At 43.1% G+C, this 21,431-nt stretch carries 14 protein-coding genes; 10 read left to right on the top strand and 4 right to left on the bottom strand.

What is annotated here, in order from left to right:
• The first annotated feature begins 87 nt into the window (after window positions 1-87).
• The 7 genes from FCL46_RS20905 (at window position 88) to FCL46_RS20875 (ending at window position 7,361) form a co-directional block, all read left to right on the top strand.
• A complete protein-coding gene (locus FCL46_RS20905) occupies window positions 88-462 on the top strand; it encodes a hypothetical protein (RefSeq protein WP_136806056.1) in 375 nt (124 codons plus the stop codon).
• 354 nt (window positions 463-816) lie between these two features.
• Window positions 817-1,083: a DUF211 domain-containing protein gene (locus FCL46_RS20900; RefSeq protein WP_136806055.1), complete on the top strand. Its 267-nt coding sequence runs from the start codon at window positions 817-819 to the stop codon at window positions 1,081-1,083.
• A gap of 19 nt (window positions 1,084-1,102) precedes the next feature.
• The gene (locus tag FCL46_RS20895) at window positions 1,103-1,747 is read left to right on the top strand and encodes a hypothetical protein (RefSeq protein WP_228723262.1); all 645 of its coding nucleotides are present in this window, start codon (window positions 1,103-1,105) and stop codon (window positions 1,745-1,747) included.
• 136 nt (window positions 1,748-1,883) lie between these two features.
• Window positions 1,884-2,183, top strand: a complete 300-nt coding sequence (locus FCL46_RS20890) for a YdhR family protein (RefSeq protein WP_167505778.1) — start codon at window positions 1,884-1,886, stop codon at window positions 2,181-2,183.
• 358 nt (window positions 2,184-2,541) lie between these two features.
• Window positions 2,542-2,889, top strand: coding sequence for a hypothetical protein (locus FCL46_RS20885; protein ID WP_136806053.1), 348 nt, complete (start codon window positions 2,542-2,544; stop codon window positions 2,887-2,889).
• A gap of 112 nt (window positions 2,890-3,001) precedes the next feature.
• Window positions 3,002-4,861: a cation:proton antiporter gene (locus tag FCL46_RS20880; protein WP_136806052.1), complete on the top strand. Its 1,860-nt coding sequence runs from the start codon at window positions 3,002-3,004 to the stop codon at window positions 4,859-4,861.
• Window positions 4,815-7,361, top strand: a complete 2,547-nt coding sequence (locus FCL46_RS20875) for a phosphoenolpyruvate carboxylase (protein ID WP_136806051.1) — start codon at window positions 4,815-4,817, stop codon at window positions 7,359-7,361. Before FCL46_RS20880 ends, FCL46_RS20875 begins: the two co-directional genes overlap by 47 nt.
• Before the next feature lie 68 nt (window positions 7,362-7,429).
• Here FCL46_RS20875 and FCL46_RS20870 read toward each other — a convergent pair whose 3' ends face one another.
• Together FCL46_RS20870 and FCL46_RS20865 are read right to left on the bottom strand one after the other, a co-directional pair.
• Complete coding sequence (locus FCL46_RS20870; protein WP_136806050.1) at window positions 7,430-8,299, bottom strand: hypothetical protein; 870 nt, start codon at window positions 8,297-8,299, stop codon at window positions 7,430-7,432.
• Between the two features lie 285 nt (window positions 8,300-8,584).
• Window positions 8,585-12,181, bottom strand: coding sequence for a hybrid sensor histidine kinase/response regulator (locus FCL46_RS20865; protein WP_136806049.1), 3,597 nt, complete (start codon window positions 12,179-12,181; stop codon window positions 8,585-8,587).
• A 742-nt stretch (window positions 12,182-12,923) separates the two neighbouring features.
• Between FCL46_RS20865 and FCL46_RS20860 the strand changes: the two genes are divergently transcribed.
• The 3 genes from FCL46_RS20860 (at window position 12,924) to FCL46_RS20850 (ending at window position 19,070) form a co-directional block, all read left to right on the top strand.
• Window positions 12,924-14,603, top strand: coding sequence for a M14 family zinc carboxypeptidase (locus FCL46_RS20860; protein ID WP_167505777.1), 1,680 nt, complete (start codon window positions 12,924-12,926; stop codon window positions 14,601-14,603).
• 1,091 nt (window positions 14,604-15,694) lie between these two features.
• Entirely contained in the window at window positions 15,695-17,347 is a 1,653-nt protein-coding gene (locus FCL46_RS20855) for a C10 family peptidase (protein ID WP_267313643.1), read from the top strand.
• Between the two features lie 493 nt (window positions 17,348-17,840).
• Complete coding sequence (locus tag FCL46_RS20850; protein ID WP_136806046.1) at window positions 17,841-19,070, top strand: MFS transporter; 1,230 nt, start codon at window positions 17,841-17,843, stop codon at window positions 19,068-19,070.
• Between the two features lie 286 nt (window positions 19,071-19,356).
• Here FCL46_RS20850 and FCL46_RS20845 read toward each other — a convergent pair whose 3' ends face one another.
• Together FCL46_RS20845 and mtnP are read right to left on the bottom strand one after the other, a co-directional pair.
• A complete protein-coding gene (locus FCL46_RS20845; protein WP_136806045.1) occupies window positions 19,357-20,103 on the bottom strand; it encodes a DUF4197 domain-containing protein in 747 nt (248 codons plus the stop codon).
• Between the two features lie 430 nt (window positions 20,104-20,533).
• Window positions 20,534-21,412, bottom strand: coding sequence for an S-methyl-5'-thioadenosine phosphorylase (gene mtnP, locus FCL46_RS20840; protein ID WP_136806044.1), 879 nt, complete (start codon window positions 21,410-21,412; stop codon window positions 20,534-20,536).
• Window positions 21,413-21,431: the final 19 nt, after the last annotated feature.

Below are 21,431 nucleotides of genomic sequence, written 5' to 3'. Positions count from 1 at the left end.
GTTGCTTAACTTACCGTTGTCGTAAGGCATTTACTCATTTCATACCACCATAACAGCATCTGAATTTGAGGTATTCTAACGGAGCAGATGATGAAAAAAACGATAGTATTATTGAGGCTAAGTTATTGGATCGCCGCAATAGCAGATTTCGTTGTTGCAATCCTTGCATGGATACCGGAAAGAATGGGGGTAGAGGCAGTAGCTTATCCGATGGGGCTTTTTTCTGTAATTGCGTTCTCTTGGACCGTAATGTTGCTAATGGCCGATAGAAAACCAATTGAACGAAAGTGGGTTTTGATTCCTACAATTATTGTTGTTGCATTGATCACTATCGTAAGAGCCGTTTTTTCTCTGGGCGGAACTATTGAATTCAGTTTGGGCCTGCTTCTTTTTGGAATTGCTCTGATTATCCTAATGACGTACAGCTATTATTATGCGAGCAAACAGGAAAAAAGCAGGTAAGATTGTATTAAGTATGCCTGACTGAAACCTGCCGTTGTGGCAAGGTGCCAGCTACGCGCATCTTGCCACTGATGCTAGATGTTATGTTTCAAGGACAACAACTGTGCTATGATTCCAAAAGAAGAGCTTGAAAAAGGTGTAGAATTGCTGAGGCCGTTATTTCGAACTTCAGGGTTTGCGGCTTTGTTGGGAAAATGAAGCATAACCAGGCAAATCAACCCGAATCAAAAGCCGCGGGGCGTATCTCCTGCGTTCGACAACAAAAAGTATTGAGTGCACAAAAAATATAAAATTGGTTGTGAGATGTTAACAAGGCGTAAAATCGACAGATCAAAACATTTTTGAGAATCACTCATGACAAAAACACTCAGACTCGTACTTGATGTACTAAAACCACATAAACCAAATGCTTTGGACTTTTCTTCTGCCATTGCTGAGCTTGGGGCAGATTACCGAGTGAAATTAAAAGTCACTGAGGTGGATAAAAAAACGGAAAGCACAATTTTGATTATTGAAGGCGCTGATATAAATTTTGAGAATATTAAAAATGCTATCGAAAAAATGGGCGCATCTGTTCATAGCATTGATGAAGTTGAAGTGTGTGGTACTCATTCTGAATAATATTTTGATATTCTTGTACATGGCCTTTGAGAGCCCGAATGTTGTATCTGATTACATCTTTCTGCCTCGTTCACGTCACATGATCGTAAATAAAAAACAACTGCTATTACATATCCTTCGTGCCAGAAGTATTGCACGGCGCTATTTAATTACCAATGGCTTTGACGGTTCGTTAACCATGCTGGGCATGTTGACTGGTTTCTATGTAAGTGGGATGAAAGAACTGTCGGTGGCAATCAGTGCCTGCCTGGGTGCAACAGTTGCTCTGTTTATAAGCGGGCTAAGTAGCGCCTACCTGAGTGAGAAAGCTGAGCGTGAAAAAGAATTACGTGAGTTGGAACAGGCCTTGTTAATCGACCTGAAAGAGAGTGATTATGGGCAGGCAAGCCGGTATCTACCAGTAGTTGTGGCTCTGGTTAATGGACTCGCACCATTGCTGTTATCTCTGGTGATCCTCTTACCTTTGTTTTTTGCAGAACAACTCCGCTCACTTCCTTCATCACCTTTTATAAACTCAATTTTTGTAGCACTTATATGTATTTTTTTTCTTGGGGTATTTATTGGTCAAATCAGTAAAACATTTTGGTTATGGTCCGGGTTGAGGACATTGATAACCGCCATAGTAACGGTGGTAATTATACTACTTTTTGGCCTCTATATTTGAAATTACTTCAAAATTATCAGATCAACTAAAACCGTATGGGACCTAACGCAATGCTTGTGTGATGGCGGATAATCCGCACCTGGTGAGCAATGCGTTATGAGTATTTGCTATTTTCAATACAATGAGAGGGGAATACATGCAGAATCCATCAGTCATACTACTTGTAAAATTTACATCTACTCTCACTCCTGATGAAGTCAGAAAAGTAGTCAACAGTCGGAAGGAAGATTTTCGAGCACTCCAAGGTTTACAGCAAAAATATTATCTACAAGAACCGTCCACAGGAGAATACGCGGGATTGTATTTATGGAAATCTATAGAAGACTTCAATTCATATCGAGATTCGGAACTAAGAAAAACAATAGCAACTGCATATAAAACGATCGGTGAACCACGTATTGAGGTTTTCGAGGCTTTAGATGTACTAAGAGAATAATGAAATATTCAATTAATGAAAATTTCTCAGAACACGACGTCTCACAACGTTCCTCTACGCTCTACTCGAATTAGCTGAAACTCACGTGTGCCACAAAATCTTTATGAAAGATGAAGGAGGGGCAGTAGAATTCTGGTTACAGGATCCCGGATCAAATGGCCTATAGCTGATGTGGCAAAGAACCGTGGTAATGAGCGTGTAGAAGACAAAGGCAGTTGTTATGGCTGTAAGATGTGCACCAAGAAGATGAGCGTAAGTGAACCACTATTCTCCCCCTCGGGGGAGAGGAGTAATGCCAACCTGATCCGCAAAGAACACGGGAAAATGATTTCAACGTTATGTGTCGTAGGAGCACGATATGGAATTAAGTTCTGCTATTTCTGGATTCCTGGGAGCACTAATTGGGTCCTTAGCCTCAATTACAACCCTCTTAATCAAAGAACGTTACCAATATAAGAGGGAAAAAGACCAATACCGAAGGGAAATGAAAAAACTTGCAATAGGAATGGCGATGGAAGATTACAAGTTTAGAATAACCAACGAATCAGAAAAGGTAAGACCGGCAGCAGCCCCTATTCTTTTAGCTTATCATGCTAAAATGATAGAGCTTTTAAATGATGACAGGTTGAACCCGGAAAATGCAGACGAGCTTTTAAAAGTCCAAATGGAAATGCATAAAGCTTTATATAAAAACTATCCAACGTAAAAACATAACATCAGGTTCAACAAGGAATAGCTATGCCCTCTTGATATCTGGGCGTTTTTTTTCTCTCTCCCTTAACACGGTGACCATCGTATAAATAGCCCAGGAAAAACTCATGCCTGAAAATTTATTACTCGTTATTGCAGGGGTACTTATCACCTCGACTATGTGTCAGTGGCTTGCATGGCGTCTCAAGTTGCCTGGGATTGTTTTTTTGTTGATTGCCGGGATTATGGCAGGTCCGATCCTTGGTTTACTTGCCCCTGAAAAAATTATGGGTGCGTTCTTTTTCCCGTTTGTGTCCCTGTCTGTTGCTATCATCCTTTTTGAAGGAAGTCTGACGCTTAGATTTCAGGAAATTCGAGGCTTAGGGACTGTTGTTCAAAAAATGGTCTCCATCGGTATGCTTGTCACATGGGTCATTACAGCGTTAGCCGCGCGATATGCAGTTGGCTTATCGTGGGAAATCTCGCTGTTGTTTGGTGCCATAGCGACGGTGAGTGGTCCTACCGTAATTGTCCCCATGCTACGGACCATACGACCGACGTCTTCGATTTCTAACATCCTTCGCTGGGAAGGGATTATAATTGACCCTATTGGTGCAGGCTTTGCTGTATTGGTATATGAGTTTGTTATTTCCGGAACCGGTCAGGAGGCATTAGGGCATACGCTGTTAACCTTTGGAAAGATGCTGTTGGTTGGAGGTGCAGTCGGGGCTACCTGCGGATACCTTTTCGGCATTGTCATAAGGAATCACTGGCTGCCGATATTTCTCCATAACCTTGGCGCTCTGACACTGGTTATCGTTTCTTTTATTGCATCCAATGCCCTTCAACATGAATCAGGACTTATCACGGTGACAATCCTGGGGATCTGGCTGGCGAATATGAAAAACGTTGAAGTCCAGGAGATCCTTGATTTTAAGGAAAACATCAGTATCCTTCTAATATCAGTGCTCTTTATCATGCTCTCTGCCCGTCTTGATATTCAAGAATTGATAGGCCTTGGTTGGGGAGTGGTCTTTTTGTTCCTGGCCATCCAGTTTCTTGCCCGGCCGCTGAACATTATGATTTCTTCTTTAGGGTCAAAGCTCACCTGGCCAGAACGCCACATGCTTGCGTGGATTGCACCCCGTGGAATTGTAGCAGCCGCGATATCTGCTCTTTTTGCAGTTCAGCTCGAAAAAGCCGGTGTTGCCGATGCAAATCTGCTCGTGCCCCTCACGTTTTTTATTATTATTGTAACCGTTGTTCTGCAAAGTATGACAGCCCGTCCTATTGCACTGTGGTTAAAAGTTGCAGAACCCGACCCCAGAGGTTTTCTGATTATCGGCGCCAACAGTGTCGCCCGGGCAGTTGCTAGGGCCCTGACGGACAATAAGATCACAGTGCTGCTTGCTGATACGGAGTGGGAGAATGTATCCAAAGCCAAAATTGACGGATTGCCGGCTTATTTCGGCAACCCGATTTCAGAACATGCCAATCGTCATATCGATCTTGTCGGGATCGGCAGGGTTCTTACGATATGTCCCTATGAAAATATAAATGCAGCGGCTGTCATGCATTTCAGGATGGAACTGGGGAATGAGAATGTGTTCACCATGCCTAAATCGCAGACAAACGGACTGGAAGGGCAGCGGTTGTCGGTGCAAAGACAAGGCAGTCTCCTTTTTGGGAATGAACTCACCTATTCTCTCATGGCTTCTGCGCTCTCAAAAAATGGAGAGATTCGCACGACAACCCTGACCGAGAAATTTGATTTCAAGACATTTCTGGAAAGACACCAACAGCGGGGAGTTGTACCCCTTTTTGCACTTAGACCAGATGGGAAGATTCATGTCTTTTCAGACAATCGGCAAATATCCCCCAAACCGGAATGGACTATTATCTACCTGCTTGTCCAGGGCGACAAAGTGGAGGAAAAAATACATGAACAAATCACCGATGGAAACAGCGTTCGAAAAATTAGTAAATAATAAGTTTAACGTTTACAACAGCCTGTTTCTAAACCTTCCATTTCAAAAAATTAAAAGGATTGGGATGCTTATCCCCCTCCTGAGTCATGAGTCCAGGAAGGGACTTGAATCAGGAAAAGAGCCACTGGACATTCTGGATTCCTTTTTTACGGCTCACACTGAAATGGTATCAGAAGAAGATAAAATTGATTTCATGCTCAGGGTGATTCAGTATGTTGAACGGCAGATAGTTCTGTATGACAGCGTTGAAGACTCAGGCTTTGGTGAATTGCTCACCTTTGACAATCACATGTCTCTTAAAAATTGTATCGATATGGCTGTTAGTAGAAACCAGACACCTCAACTGCTCAAAAAAATATCTGATTTCAGTGTCCGGATTGTATTTACAGCCCACCCATCCCAGTTTTACCCACGTTCCGCCCTGGATATCATTACTAGCCTGCGGTCACTGATCCGCGAAAACAATCTCAATGAAATCGATCTTTCGCTTCAGCAGCTTGGATTGACATCCCTGTTGAATACAAAAAATCCGACCCCGTTTGATGAAGCCAAAAACATCATATATTTTCTTCGTAGTGTTTACTATGACGCATTGGGTGAGTTGTATTCCAATATTAAAAAAAATTTGCCGGGCAATGATTTTGATAACCCCGATCTTGTCCAGCTTGGGTTCTGGCCAGGCGGGGATCGGGACGGTAACCCTTTTGTGACAGCACAGACGACCGGGCAGGTAGCGGATGAACTTCGCATGACCTTAATGAAATGTTATTATCATGAAATTAAACGCTTAGAGCAGAAACTGACATTTAAGGGAATAGAAGATATTCTGGCTCATCTTAGATCACAGCTCTATTTGAGTATGTTTGATCCGTTAAAAACACTACCAGTAGAAGAACTCCTAACTCCGCTTAAACAGGTTAAAACAATACTGACAGAGAGTTACAATGACCTTTACGCAGAAGAACTGGATGCCTTTATTGATAAAATCAAAATATTCAGAACCCATTTTGCAACGATCGATATACGGCAGAATCATAACGAGCATAAAAAGACCATCGAAGCCATTTTTAAAAAGCACAATCTTATCAAAGACAGCCTGGATGAGCTTTCAAGGGATCAATTGATCGACATTCTTGTTCATGAAAAAATTTCTCTTCATGCAGATCAGTTTGAAGACGAAATTACACAGGATACCATTAAAACAATCGCACAGATGAAGGTAGTACAGGAAAAAAACGGAGAACAAGGCTGCAACCGATATATCATCAGTAATTCTGAAGACATTTTCTCGGTGCTGTTTGTCTATGCATTATTGCGCTGGTGCGACTGGGGACAAGAAGACCTTCCTGTGGATATTATTCCATTGTTTGAGTCGATGGAAGGCATGAAGAACGCAGAATCTATAATGCAGGAACTCTTTGAAATCCCTCATTACAGGAATCATGTCCGGCATCGAAAAGACAAACAAACCATGATGCTGGGGTTCTCTGACGGCACAAAAGATGGTGGATATCTTAATGCCAACTGGTCAATTTTAAAAACAAAAGAAACCTTATCGGCCACGTGTGATCAATACGATATCACGGCCATCTTTTTCGATGGTAGAGGCGGGCCTCCTGCACGGGGTGGCGGTAAATCTCATAAGTTCTATGCATCACAAAGTCATCAGATTGCTAATCATGCCATTCAATTAACCATCCAGGGACAGACCATTACCAGTTTGTATGGCACCCAGACCCATTTTGTCCATAATTGCGAACAACTGCTCACAGCCGGGCTCTCACACGGATTGTCAATGAGACCGCTTACTATTTCTGAAAAATCACGACAGGTTATAGAGCGATTAGGGCTTTTGAGTTATGAAAAATATAGTGCACTCAAGCACCACGAATTATTTCTTCCATATCTGGAAAATAGAAGCACATTGAAATATTACAGTGAAGCCAAGATCGGCAGCAGACCCGCTAAAAGAGGAAACAAAAAGAAGCTGGAACTGAGCGATCTGAGAGCCATTTCTTTTGTTGGGTCCTGGAGTCAGTTAAGGCAGAACGTACCGGGCTATTTTGGTATCGGCACTGCCTTAAAAACGATGGCGGATGAAATAGGCATTGAGGAATTGCAGAAGTTGTATAAAGAGGTCCCTTTCTTCAAGACCTTACTTTTGAACAGTATGATGTCCATGTCAAAATGTTATTTTGAATTAACCTCCTATACAGCAAAAGACCCTGTATATGGTGAATTCTGGAAAATTTTATTTGATGAATATCTGTTGTCAAAAGAGATGGTTCTACGTGTTTCTAACTGCCGTTATTTGATGGAAGAGGAACCTATATCACGACGTTCAATAAAGATAAGGGAAGACATTGTCTTACCATTACTGGTTATCCAGCAATACGCTTTTCAAAAAATTGAAAAAAAATCGGGCGATATTCAATCGTATGAAAAACTCATTCAACGATCATTGTACGGTAATATAAATGCCAGCAGGAATTCTGCCTGATGATGATTTCAAGCTGATACATGTATTGGAGGTCTTTACCTGCTCTTTAACCTCCAATCAAAGACCTCTTAAAGACGTGCGATAACGAAAAGGCCACCTGCAAAAGCTGTAAAAAGAGCCATCGGACGGAGTTCATTACGTGTTAGATGACGGACTTCAGGAAATTTGAATGACATTACAGCGAGGAAACACACAGCGATCATCGGTAAAGCCGGTAGATACATATCGAGTTCTCTGGCGGCCAGTATCGTAGCTACCAAACCCATTGCTGCCACAGGAAAATAGACTTTTCCAAATCGATGCAAGATGTTGTCATTCATGCCGAATTTGGCAGCAGCCGCCGAAAGCATGACAATCATAATCCAGTCGGAGACACCAAACACAGGCAGCAAAGAGGACTGTCCTGGTAGGGGCAACTTGATCAGGATATAATCCACCAGTGGCGGAGGTCCTGGTTGACCGCTGCCGTAATACCCCACAAGGTTGCTGGTTAATTCCCGCGTGGGACCCTGAAATACGCTAAAAATATCGATCAGTGACATGACCAGGCATAAAGGGATAAGTTCGGCAGGGCGTTTCAGGGGTTCAGTTAACCAACTCCCCAAAACGCAGGCAAAAAAGAGGAGGTTTGCAGTATGAATTGCGCTGATCAGGTTACCCTGAATTCCAAGCAACGTTACCATTGTGTATCCACTGCCAAAGATCAGAACGCAAACGGCGAGGACGAGCAGACGTTGCGGAAGGCGCTGCTTTAAAGACGGCTCAATACGCAACTGGTAATGACGGGACACGAAAGAGAGGCCAAGCAACATCATCAGGATAAACACATTGCCCATCCCCGCAGTCACTACAGAAGGAATCCACCGACCAGTTTGTAGCAGGAACAGACTCAAGAGGATCCAAGCCCCATAAAATACAAAGTAATTCAGCATTCTCATAAACGAAAACCTAGAATGGGCTAGTGTCCTGTCATGCCTCAGATGTCTAATTCTGTTCGCCCTTTTCACTTCCTGACTTCGTTACTCGTTCTGTTACATAGCGCTGCTATGCTCCATCGCTCGTGCCTCGCAGGAAGAGAAAAAGCTTCACATGATTACGACATCTGACACATGACATGACTAGTGTTTCAATTGGCTGTTTGATTAAAACGAAAGGTCAATGATAAGCAAACTTCTTCACCATTCCTACGTGTTTGTGGTTTTGAGCTGTCAAATCATGTTTAATCAGCAAGCATCCAGAACATCTCGTATAATTTTTGCAAAATCTGATCGTTTAAACGGTTTGAAAGCAAATGCGTTTATCCCAATCTGTCGAGCTCCCTCCTCATTAATTATATTACTATATCCAGTGCAGAGAATAATGGGGATATCTTGCCTGATTTTCCGAATTTCAATGGAGAGTTCATCTCCTGTTATGTAAGGCATGGTCATATCGCTGATAACCAGATCGAACGCATCCGGCTTTGCCTGAAATAACTGAAGAGCTTCAACACTGCTGGTTCGGACAGTCACCTTATAACCCAGACTCTCAAGTATACGGCTGGTCATTTTGGCTATGGGCGGTTCATCGTCGACAAAGAGGATATGCTCAGTCCCGAGCGAGTACGGTTCGGACTGAGGTGAACTGGCATGGTCTCTGCTTGTTGAGATCGGCAGAATTACGGTAAATGTCGTCTTTTTTTGGGGTTCACTCTTTACGGTAATTTGTCCGCCCCAGCTTTCTACAATACCTTTGACCATTGCTAAACCCATGCCTGTCCCTTCGCCAACTCCTTTGGTTGTATAGTAGGGTTCAAAAATCCTATTTATGATATCTGGTTCAACTCCCGGGCCATTATCTGAGACGGAGAATTCAATATATTTGTCACCAGTTAAGGGTGAGTTTTTCATTGTATTCTTTGCTGATAAAACAATGTCTCTCAAGCCAATCTCAAGAATTTCTCCATGACTTTGCATAGCATGAATTGAGTTGGTACATAAATTCAATACTACCTGATGCAACTGGGAGGGGTTGGCCATAGTATACGAACTGCTATCAATGCTGGTGATGATTTCGATTGATGATGGGGTTGAAGGACGCAGAAGTTTTAGCGTATCTGCAATGATATCGCGAAGTCGAACAGGTTTTAATTCCTCTTCGGACTGACGGGCAAATGCCAGAATTTGTTTTACCAACTCCTTTGCTCTATTTCCAGCGGCGTAAACCTCTTCAAGATCATTTTCTTGATTAGAACCTTTCTCGGCTCCCTCAAGAGCGAGTTCTGTAAATCCTATAATTGAAGTGAGAATATTGTTGAAATCATGAGCAATGCCTCCGGCTAAATTACCAATAGACTCCATTTTTTGAGCTTGGATAAGCTGTTGATCCTTTTTCCTGAGTTGATCCTGAGTTTTTCTCAGTTCCGTTATGTCCATGGATGAAACAATAATCTGCCTCAATTCCCCGTTTTGATCAAATTGAGGGTTAGCTTTGACTATCGCCCAGGTCGGTTCTGGTTGAGAAGGCTTTTCTATTCCAACAATGTAATCAATAAGTGGCTTCTTTGTTCTCTTGACAATATTTACGGGGAAATCAAACACATTCATTACTTTGCCATCTTCGGTAATGAAATTCCATCCTGGTTCTACTGTACTTTTTCCTAATATCTGCTCACCCGTCATCCCGAGAATTTTCAGAGCGGCTGAATTGAAATCAGTTACCTGATTCGTCTCAACATCGTGGACAATTACACCAGCCTGAATCGTCTGAAGCAAATTTTCAAGCTTAGCCTGACTGGCATGCAATGATTCTTCAGCGAGTTTTCGACTGACCGTTTCCCAAGCGAGATCTGACAATACCTGAACTATATCAACATCATTTTCATTGTAGTCATTCCCTTTGTTTCCAACACCTAATACGGCAACGACGTCACCATCGCGAATAACAGGAACCACAAGCTCACGGATAACTTTTGCATGGCCTTCCGGAACACCTTTTTTGTGAGGCAGCCTGTCATAATTATTGTGAACTACCGGTTTTTTGTTTCGGACACAGTCTGCCCAGACACCCGCTTTTTCAAGTGGGTAATGTGTGCGTGTTTTGTCAGCCTTGCACATGACGTTTACGGTATTTGACGACCAGGTTTGAAGTGAAAGTGTTTGCGTATTGTCATCATAAAAATGATAAAACCCAATTTTGCTGTCGGTGAGAACTTCCGCTTCATCTAAAAATTTATTCAGCAGTTCTAGTGATGTATGTGTAGAGGCATATTCAACAAGTTTTAATTGGGATTCTTGTACTCTCTCTTTATGCCTTCGAGCAGTAGTATCAAGTATGCCAGCTATAGCGCCATCATATCGGCCACTTGAGTCAAAAATAGGCGCTGTTTCCATTGTAGTATATATTCGGTCCCCATCTTTACGGATAAATTCAAAATCATGTTGTTCGGATATGCCCCTCTTTCGCTGTTCGATTTTATGGTGAGCAATTTTAATCCCTTGTTCATCCATAAAATCAAAAAGACTTTTCCCAATCATTTCCTCAGCTGTGTATCCAAGTATTCTTGCCATGCTCGGATTTACAAAACGTGTTTTATCCTCGTTATCAATGACCCAGATACCTTCCTGAGCAAGATCAAGTAACTCTCTGTATTTTAGCTCACTTTTTTCCAGAGCAATCTGTGTGTTCTTTTGATCAGTGATATCCTGGGCTACCCCATACAATTTCAATGGGGTACCGTCTTGAGCACGTTTTACCGTGCCATGAGCTCGAATATATCGTACCTCTCCAGAGTCTTGTCGAACAATTTTGTGCTCAATTTTATACGTCTCACCAGATTCGACGGCACTGTTAAAAGCCTCTTGAATCTGGTGCCTGTCATCCTCGTATGCAATAGCCAGGAGTTCTTCGCTATTAAGGTCTCTCTTTTTGCATCCATGAATTGCCAACCAATTGTCGGACATTGACCATTGATCCTCAACCATGTCCCATTCCCATCCCCCGACATTGGCGAGTTTTTCAGCTTCGATTAGAATTTTATGGTTTTTGTATTTTTCATTTTCGTTCACTTTTTGCTCGGTAATATCAAGTCCAATACCATCCCAGATAATGGCCCCATCAGGAAGTATTCTTGGAGTAGAAGAGGCATATATCCATATTCTCTCACCATTTTTTTTGATAAAACGATATTCAAGACTATAACGTGTTAAAGTGGAGGCGGATCTTTCTATTACCTGTATCACCTCGTCAGCATCCGGCTGAGGAATATTATCAAATATCAATTGAGCATCTTTTTTGATTTCTTCGGCGCTGTACCCAAAGAGATCGAGACAATTATCGCTTAGGTAGTCGAAGCGAAACTGACCATCTGCACTCATGACGACCTGATAGACAGTACCGGGTATATTGCCGACAAGATTTCTGTATCGTATTTCGCTTTCCTGCAGCTGATCTTCAGAGCGCTTCTTCTCTGTAATGTCAACAATTGTTGCCAGCGAACAGAGAAATGCACCCTCCTTGTCATAGATTGAATTGGCTGACAGCAACACATCAATTATTGCGTTATCTTTTCTTAAAAATTGATACGGAACGTTTTCTATGAAGCCTTTGGCAAAAAAGTCAGGCAGTGCTGTTTGTTCTGCATATTTCCTGGACTCTTCTGTCAAAAAAATAGTCGAGTGTTTACCTATAACTTCTTCTCGTTCATAGCCCAATTTTTCCAGCCAGAATTCACTGACATTTATCAAAATGCCATCTTTGTCTATTGCATGGATCATAGTCGGAAGTTTGGTTATGAATTCCATGTAACTGTCAAACTGCTGATAGTCTTTTCTTTTATTCATCAGGTAATTGTCTCATTTTATCGAACAGATTGGGAGTATTACATGAGTTTTTGTTGAGTACTAGTTTTTCCATGCCTAAGATCATTAAAGTTTATCACAGTTTCCTTGGGAAATTAAATTACTGCACGGATACTTATGCATAGCCAGGAAAAAATAGACTAACTCTTCTCATTCAATCTAAAATAGGGAGCATCCTTTAACCTGTGTCGGGATTTTACAGATTGTACTCAAGGGTGAAAAGCTATTGCTTTAAGTGACTTAGCGAAGTGTCGCAGACGGACGAATGTAAGAAGTGTATGTATATTCTTGCTAGGAGGCTGTCCGACAATGCCCTTTCCGCTCATATCATCGTTAAACTCGAAAAATTATCCTCCGGTAAGCGAGGGACGAGAATCCGAGATATTAACTATATGCCTCCGGTAATTTTTCGAGTTTGCCTCGATCTGAGCGAAAATCCCTATTCTCGGACAGCCTCCTAGGCGCTCCGTGAGATTTCAAAATGAAAAAATTCTGTTTTTCACTGATAGTGTGTTTTCTGATTAGTCCTCTTTTGTGATTTCCCCGGGTAAAGCCTTTGTAGATTATGGTGCTGGTGGTTGGGTTCAATAGAATAAATATCTCATTTCGCATACTACCTTCCTAAAGAATTTGTAACCTTCCTCCTACAGCGCAGTTAATAGTTATGAGGGGGGATTACCTGCCGTGGTCCCAAATTACAACCACACAACAAGGAGCGAAAATCATGATCAAACGGATTGGTGCGCTACTCTCACTGTACTTGATTCCTGTACTGGTGACGCATGTCATTGCTGCTGATAAGCAACCACCAGTTCTGCCTGGAGGAGAAAAAGCCGTTGTTCGGGTTCATTATTCTGACCAGCGAACTGGTAACAATGCCTTGAAATCTTTTGGAGCACAACTGCTGGAAACGAATTACGGCAAAGGCTATCATGTTATGCGGGTGAAGCAGGAGGATATCGACAAACTAACAGCTGCCGGTTTGCGGGTCGAGCTGGCACCTGATTGGGAAGAACCAGCGATTGAACCCTCAAGAAAAGACGAGACAGAGGAAGACACAATTCCCAGTTACCCATGCTATCGAACGGTTGAAGGAACCTTTGCCGCCGCTGAGCAGATAGTTGCGAATTACTCTTCCATCGCAAGCTGGAAAGATGTTGGGGATTCCTGGGTTAAAAGTAACTCATCTGATCCCGAGGGGAAAGCTGGTTATGATATGAAGGTTCTTGTACTCACCAATTCAAAAACAACAGGTGAAAAACCGGATCTCTTTCTAACAGCAGCTCTTCATGCCAGGGAGTATGCAACGGCAGAGTTGGTAACACGTTTTGCAGAGTATCTGGTCGGAAATTACGGAACCGATCCTGATGTTACCTGGATTCTTGATAACCATGAGATCCATATGATGCTTCATGGTAATCCCGATGGTCGTAAATTGGCAGAGGATCATGTCTTATGGCGGAAAAATACCGATGAGGACTATTGCCTGAGTGATTATGACAGCCGTGGCGCTGACCTCAACCGCAACTTCTCGTATGAGTGGAACTGTTGTGATGGATCAAGTGATGAACCGTGTGATCAAACGTATCACGGTGAAGAGGCTGCTTCTGAACCTGAAATAACAGCGATTCAAAATTATATGAATTCGATATTTTCTGATCAGAGGAATAAAGATAAAAGTAATCCCGCCCCGAATGATTCGAGCGGAATCTACATCGATGTGCATTCGTACGGTAAACTGGTTATGTGGCCTTGGGGCAGTACACACGACACCGCGCCAGACCATGTCCAGCTTCAGACCCTTGGCCGCAAATTTGCCTATTGGAATGGCTATTCCCCTGAACAGGCCATCGGCCTTTACCCAACAGATGGCACCAGTGATGATCATGCCTATGGTGAACTGGGGGTGGCCGCCTACTGTTTCGAACTTGGGACCAGTTTTTTCCAGTCATGTAAAACATTTGAATCCAGGGTTTATCCCGACAATCTTGAGTCTCTGCTCTATGCAGCAAAGGTGGTACGCACTCCATATGTGACACCATCCGGGCCTGACGCAGTGGGTGTAATGGTTGATATAGGGGAAGTCACGGCTGGAACTTTCGTTACCCTGTCAGCGACCATCGACGATACGCGTTATGCACGGATCAAGGGAAATGAAGAACAGGAACCGTACCAGAATATAGATGGAGCGGAGTATTATATCGATACACCTCCATGGAACGAAGGATTCGCTGAAAGCATGGATGCTGCGGACGGACTTTTTGATACAGCCAGTGAATTTGTACATGCACAGGTTGATACCACCGAACTCACAACAGGAACCCATTTACTGTATGTTCGGGGAAAGGATGCGGACGGCAATTGGGGCCCATTCAGCGCTGCTTTCCTTAAAATTACTGAATAACAGGAGTGGTTCAGGGCAAGTGAGTGGAGTTGTGATAAACAGGAAAGGAATAGACCTCTTCGTGACTTGTCTATTCATCCTTCCAACGCCACTACTTGCCTATTTCTCAAGTTTGCCAAGCGGATTGATAGCAGCCGATTGCCTATGAAATCAATCGGCTTTTAAAATATTTAATTAGGCTCGATTACTATCTGGTTTCCATCCGAAAACTATCCTTCTTGCCAATATCAGTGTTGCGACAAAAACTTTATCATCAGAATATCAGTTATATGCTTGTGGTAAAAATCTGAGCCGCACCTATATCTCAAACCACTCGCTGACTTTTCGAATCGAAGCTCGTGCTCTGTAACCTTTACATATCTGATCTTGTTCGGAGTTTTCGCTATGCTCCGCTTACCTGCCCTTTTAGCACATTGACTTCGTTTCTTATTCAGTTACAAATCGCTGCTATGCTCCTTCAGTCATGCCTTGCAGGAAGAGAAAAGGCTTCACATTATTACGACATTTGACATATGTCACTTGTTAGATGTTGTTGCTTCATTTTCCGAACATAATGCATTGTTAATAAAACGAACAATGTATGCCATCTTGATAGACCAAAAAATCCTTATCAATACAAAAACCACTGTATGAATCCGGTGAAAAACATATCTGTTTTATTGCTTTTACCTATCATTATTCTCAGAATAACTCGCGTTTAAGGAAAATATGTATCTGAAAAAATGAAGATCAGGAAGGGAGGTGATATGAAATTGGCTGTGGTAATTACCATGACCACGGGAATGATAACAATATCTTGAAATCTTTAGATGTATTGTGTTTACTCTTCTGCCGTGGCGTGGTTCGGGAAATGTCGTATTTTTGAACCCGACCTCAGGCAATTTATTAAACAAACCGGGTATAATTCCGGTCATATTTATACGATGAAAGCACTCAATATCTCTACGATTACTATGCGATACAGTATTATTTTTTCCTTTTTGCGAACAGTATGCACGACATCTATTCTTTGTCTTATTTTACATCAATCAGTCAGTGCCTCCCCAAGAACCAGTGAAGACGCTCTTCAACTCGCAACCCGTTGGCTTAGCATGAATTCATTGCCTCTGGGGAGCCGGTTATCGTCATCGATCAAATCCATTCAACCGCAGTCAAATGAGAATGGAGAAACAGTATATTATGTGGCTTTTTTAGAGCCTCAAGGCATTGTGCTTGTCTCAGCAAATGACCATATAGAACCGATTATCGGATTTTTCCCAGAAGCTGAATCGTTCTCCACGGAGAAGAACCTTCTTCTGGTGACGATGGTAAATGCTGATATGAAAGGAAGAGCTGCGAGGGTACAGGCCGGTGTGGTAGCTGCTAGTCAGAAGCGAGCTATTAATCAGGCAATACCAGAAGAGCAGCAGAAGGCACTCGACAAATGGAACCTTCTGTTGCCAATCGAGTATTCCAGAATTGCAGCAACGTCGTCGGCTTATGTAGCCGATGCAGTTGATGATATGCGAGTTGCTCCATTTATTGCATCACGCTGGTCGCAGAACAAGGCCGGGGGGGATAATTGTTATAATTACTACACGCCAAACAACTATCCAAGTGGCTGTGTTTCCACCGCGATGTCCCAGTTAATGCGATATCATCAGTACCCTTTGGTGGATGTCGGTACCCCTGAATTTACTATTATAATTAATGATGAGGCAGGAAGCATTTCTCAGGAAGTCAGCTTGCAGGGAGGTGACGGTAACGGCGGACCTTATGACTGGGGAAATATGCCGCTTGAGCCCGACTCTGAAACAGCTGAAGCTCAGTGCCAGCAAATTGGAGCTATCATCTCTGATGCCGGTGTATCCGTTGGCACAACATATTCGTCGGGTGCCTCTAGCGCGTCTACCCAGGAGGCAACTATCCAGCTGCGCGAGACCTTCAAATATACTAACAGTGTATTCGGCTCAAATCTCAACACCTGCGAAGGAACCTGGCAGAATCTTGACACTGATAGAATTGAAAAAATGATAAACACTAACCTGGATGCACGTCTTCCTGTGATTCTTAGCGTCAGTGGTCCGAGTGGTGGACATGCGCTGCTAGTGGATGGCTACGGTGAAAACATGGACACCTCCTATCACCACCTTAACCTTGGATGGGGAGGGTACGATGATGGGTGGTACAACTTGCCGGATATTGATACTTCTTCATATACCTTTGATATTGCCAGATCTGTGGTATACAACATTTTCCGCGAAGGAGATGGTGAGATAATAAGCGGGCACATTATAGACAACAGCGGTGACCCCGTGTCTGGAGTTTCTGTAACAGCGCAAAGTAATGGTATAATGTATCAGGCAACAACAGATTCTAATGGAGTGTATGCAATTCAAAATGTTCCATCCGAATCTGATTTTACGATAACTGCAGTAAAAGGGGGAATAGCAATTTCACCTTTCAACCGACAGGTGAGTACCGGTCTGTCAAAAAACAACTGGGATTATCAGTATTACCTTGAAGATTGCAGTTGCGACTGGAACACGGTTGGGAATGTCTGGGGAGTAGATTTTACCGGGACTCCTGTCGTTAGCGGCGACCTTGATGGTAGTGGAGAAACAACTTTACACGATGCTCTTCTCGGTTTGCAGCTGCTCAGCGGTAGTACCACTTTTGCCCCCGATATTTATGCGGATGTTGATGGCGATGCGCGCATAGGTCAGGCAGAGGTCCTCTATATATTAAAGACATTAGCCGAATAACACAGAATTTCTTTTTGGGGAGGCTAATGGACCCGGCAGCCTCTCTTTATAGAATTGAAATTACTACACAATGCATTAGGTGTATTCTGCCATCTATCGTATTCTTTTTTCTGCTTAGCCAATTTCTACAATTATCTATGACGGTCCCGTTGTAATTCCAGTTTTCGGAATAGGTATTGCCGTAATATCCCTATTTGGCTGTGAATAGCGATAACCTTGAGTAAATATCAAGTCGACCTGCCCCCAGTAGGCGCTTCCGTCCTTCCTGATTGGAGACCTTGCTGCGGCGTGGATTTCCAATGCTATGAGCTTGCTAAAATATCACTCGAGGTATAAACAGAATGCACAAAATGCTCTGCATAGCGAGAGAAGGCAAAGCATTGCAGCTTAGACAATTACATAGTTATTGGCCGGGAACTAAATAGGTGAGCCCGAGTGATATACGGTTTCTTTATTTAGAGCACAAAGCAAAGTTAAGGGTGGTATTCGCTTGATGATTCAGGATTATATGCATTTTTTCAGACGTTGCTGGCCGTTATTGGTTTTTGGCATGATGTCTGTTTTCTGGGGAAACTTTGGTCAGTCGTTTTTTGTGAGCTGGTATGGCGCAAGTTTTCAAGAATCGTTAGACCTTACCGCTATGAGTTATGGTACTGCGTATTCTATGGCAACCCTTTCCAGCGGGCTGCTTCTGATGTGGCTCGGTGCTGCCATCGATAGAATATCCCTCCGCTGGTTTGTCACTTTCAGTGCTTTGGGATTGTTCGCTGCCACCTTGATGTTGTGGCAGGTTCGCAGCTTTTTCATGCTGGTTGTCAGTCTGTTTTTACTGAGGTTTTTTGGACAGGGCCTGCTGCCGCATACGGCTGTAACCACAATGACCAGAGAATTTTCTATCAACCGTGGTAAAGCTACAAGTATTGCTACTACTGGTGTACCGATGGGTGAAATCATTTTACCTTCGCTGGCAGTGGTATTGATTTCAATGGTAGGCTGGCAGAATAGCTGGCTGGTTGTCGGTCTTTCTGTTCCGTTGCTCTATCTACCATGTGCGCTATGGCTACTTAGCCTGAGCCAACAAAAAAGATATGCTGAAGATGTTCGCACCTCCAATAAAAAGTCTCATCGTAGTGTATCAGTACAGGGCTCACGCAGGACAATGTTGAAAGACCACAGATTCTGGTTAGCGCTGCCTGCAATTCTGGCTGCACCGTTCATTGTTACCGGAGTATTTATACATCAGGGATTTTTTCTCCCTGAGATGGGTTGGTCGGTTTCATTGTTTGCCAAGTGTTTTGTCTTTTACGGATGTGCGCACTGGTTATCATCAATGTATTCAGGAGCGCTTGTGGATCGTTTTAGTGGCGTCCAACTCCTGAAGTTTTACCCTTTACCAATGGTGTTGGGTCTTTTGGTCCCTGCAATGACCTCAGGTGTCTGGGTTGCGTATATGCTCATGATCTCGCTTGGTATATCGATCGGGACAAGCAGCCCGATTATAGGAGCCCTATGGGTGGAGGTGTATGGTACCGAGCATCTTGGTGCAATCCGTGCCCTGATAACTTCGCTGGTTGTAATCAGTACCTCAGCTTCCCCAATATTATTCGGTTTTTTAATAGATAGCGGTATTTCCGGGCAGTCATTGTTTATGTGGTTGGCTCTGTATGTTTTTATCGCCGTAATGTTATCTCTTTTCTCATTTTCAGTAAAACAGGGACGATAGGTGTTGGGGAGAGAGATGAGCTTGAAATTGGCTCTATGTGAACAGTTTTTTGCCGCAACGTACTCTAATTGATATGTTTTCCAGGATTGTGGATAATACTCACCCGGTTCTCAATGTTTGATGGTTACATTTGTACGTTAAAATTAGAGGTATCAGTGTGTTTTTTAAACACAATAAAAGCCTTTAAGGAGTTATTCCTTAAAGGCTTTTAGGTGTAAACAACTCAGGTGATTGGGTGACTGTATAGACTTAAAAGCGAATGCAGTTCGGGCCCAGAATTACGTGATCAATGTGTACCAAATACTTTCTTCAGTAATGCTGTAGACTGTTTTATCGGGTTGCTTCTGATAGCAGCTTCTTCCTGAGCGATATAGTGGAAAATTCCATCCATACCTTTTTGTACCACATGGTCAGTGAGGTCGGCTTTTACATTGGGTACAAACGGTAAGTTCTTGTATTCGCCAATCATAGTGTCGTATGCCTGTACGGCTCCAACTGTTGAGAGACTGTTTTCAATAATCGGCCGCATTTCTGTACCCAGGGATGCGGACATTTTTTTCTTAAAATATTGTGTTGCAGAATCTTCCGGGCCTTCATAAATCGTTTGTACATCATCAAAGGTCATCTCGCTGATTGATTGAAGGAAAAGTGATTTAGCCATTGGTGTAGCAGTCTCGGCAGCCCGGTTAAGTTTAAGCTCAAGATCATCCACTATCCCTGACATACCAACCTTCTCAAGCACGTTTTTTACAGTGTTAAGTTCTTTTGGTAGTGGGATGTGTATAGCCGTATCCTTGTTAAAGCCATCAACTGTACCCAGTTTGTTTACCACATTTTCAGAGCCGATCTTCAGGGCCTCTTTAAATGCATCTCCTATCTCGCCAATACTGGCATCGCTAACCTGTGATTCTTTTTCAAATGTTTGCAGAATGTCCGCACCTTTTTTCCACCAACTATCTTCTGCAAATGCTTGCCCTGAGCCAACGAGTAGGGTGATAAGAAAGGGAATGGTCAGTTTTTGAATTATTGTCATGGAGTAATCCTGTTATTTATGTTGGACTGCCAATTGTTTTAGTGTTTTTAGGGGCTCTGAGGGATTGGTGAGTTTGTCGCATAACTCCTTTTCATTACATGGGAAAACGGTAATCAGGATGGTGGGAGTTATCAAGTTAGTTTCAGGTAAGCAATGAGGGGGCAGGCTGAAGGGAGTACTCTTTGATGTTTTAAAAGATTGTTCCGCTTAACATGAATCGAGTTATTGCCAGCATTCCCAAGACCCCGCCAATCACAATCGCAACTGCCAGTATTTTACGCCATAGTTCCAATGTATTGCCCTCTTTGTGTTGTGAGAAAAAATAAATTTGAGTGTGTGTCGTTAGGTATTCTGATCATTTTTGCCCGATCGTGTAGGTGATATTTACAGTTGTCTCGCGCTCACTGAAGAGAATTGGCAAAACCTCAAGTCAGTTGAGTCGCTTCTCTATAAGCAGGGCGAGTTTTTTCCGGGTCTGTTCCGGGATAGCTTCAGGTGAAGTCATAATCGCGCCTTGAAGACTGTTTTTGCACAAACACGTTCTTTGAACCACATTAAGTTCAGGGAGAACTTTGCTGAGTATTTCCTGGGCATTTGAACTGTTCTTTTTCATGTTTGCAACAACAGTCTGAACTGTGACTTCATCTTCTACACCATCCTTCCAGCAGTCATAATCGGTCACCATCGCAAGTGCCGCATAACAGATCTCTGCTTCTCGGGAGAGTTTAGCCTCCTGATAGGTGGTCATGCCAATAATGTCGCAACCCCATTGTTGATAAAGCCGTGACTCAGCTTTGGTGGAAAATGCCGGCCCTTCAATGGTGATGAGGGTGCCGCCTTTATGCACTCTGTCAGCGACAGTTTTTGCCGTTTGAAAGAGCTGCTCAGAAAGATCTGGGCAGAATGGCATGGCAAATGGGATATGGGCAGCGATGCCGTCTCCAAAAAATGTGGATTGCCTGCTAACTGTCCGGTCGAATAATTGGTCCGGTATGACCATGTCCAGAGGCGGTCTGCTTTCCTGCAGGCTACCAACAGCTGTGATGGCGATAATTTTTGTGACCCCAAGAGATTTGAAGCCATAAATATTGGCGCGATAGTTGAGTTCAGATGGCAACAAGCGATGTCCGGCGCCATGACGTGGGAGAAAAGCAACCCGAACCCCGTTCAATTCCCCAATTATATAGGCATCAGAAGGCTCGCCAAAAGGCGTTGAAATCTTCAACTTCTCAGTTTGTGAAAATCCCTCGATCTGATAGACTCCACTGCCGCCGATAATTCCTATCTCTAAATTTCCAGTATTCGACACGATATTATCCTTTAATGAA

It is taken from the genome of Desulfosediminicola flagellatus, assembly GCF_005116655.2.
GTDB lineage: Bacteria > Desulfobacterota > Desulfobulbia > Desulfobulbales > Desulfocapsaceae > Desulfopila > Desulfopila flagellata.
This window is presented reverse-complemented; position numbering and strand designations above follow the sequence as displayed.

What these genes read in the sequence shown, in the direction of transcription:
- FCL46_RS20905 (WP_136806056.1), top strand. Translation starts at nt 88, where the DNA reads ATGATGAAAAAAACGATAGTATTATTGAGGCTAAGTTATTGGATCGCC.
- FCL46_RS20900 (WP_136806055.1), top strand. Translation starts at nt 817, where the DNA reads ATGACAAAAACACTCAGACTCGTACTTGATGTACTAAAACCACATAAA.
- FCL46_RS20895 (WP_228723262.1), top strand. Translation starts at nt 1,103, where the DNA reads ATGGCCTTTGAGAGCCCGAATGTTGTATCTGATTACATCTTTCTGCCT.
- FCL46_RS20890 (WP_167505778.1), top strand. Translation starts at nt 1,884, where the DNA reads ATGCAGAATCCATCAGTCATACTACTTGTAAAATTTACATCTACTCTC.
- FCL46_RS20885 (WP_136806053.1), top strand. Translation starts at nt 2,542, where the DNA reads ATGGAATTAAGTTCTGCTATTTCTGGATTCCTGGGAGCACTAATTGGG.
- FCL46_RS20880 (WP_136806052.1), top strand. Translation starts at nt 3,002, where the DNA reads ATGCCTGAAAATTTATTACTCGTTATTGCAGGGGTACTTATCACCTCG.
- FCL46_RS20875 (WP_136806051.1), top strand. Translation starts at nt 4,815, where the DNA reads ATGAACAAATCACCGATGGAAACAGCGTTCGAAAAATTAGTAAATAAT.
- FCL46_RS20870 (WP_136806050.1), bottom strand. Translation starts at nt 8,299, where the DNA reads ATGAGAATGCTGAATTACTTTGTATTTTATGGGGCTTGGATCCTCTTG.
- FCL46_RS20865 (WP_136806049.1), bottom strand. Translation starts at nt 12,181, where the DNA reads ATGAATAAAAGAAAAGACTATCAGCAGTTTGACAGTTACATGGAATTC.
- FCL46_RS20860 (WP_167505777.1), top strand. Translation starts at nt 12,924, where the DNA reads ATGATCAAACGGATTGGTGCGCTACTCTCACTGTACTTGATTCCTGTA.
- FCL46_RS20855 (WP_267313643.1), top strand. Translation starts at nt 15,695, where the DNA reads ATGAATTCATTGCCTCTGGGGAGCCGGTTATCGTCATCGATCAAATCC.
- FCL46_RS20850 (WP_136806046.1), top strand. Translation starts at nt 17,841, where the DNA reads ATGATTCAGGATTATATGCATTTTTTCAGACGTTGCTGGCCGTTATTG.
- FCL46_RS20845 (WP_136806045.1), bottom strand. Translation starts at nt 20,103, where the DNA reads ATGACAATAATTCAAAAACTGACCATTCCCTTTCTTATCACCCTACTC.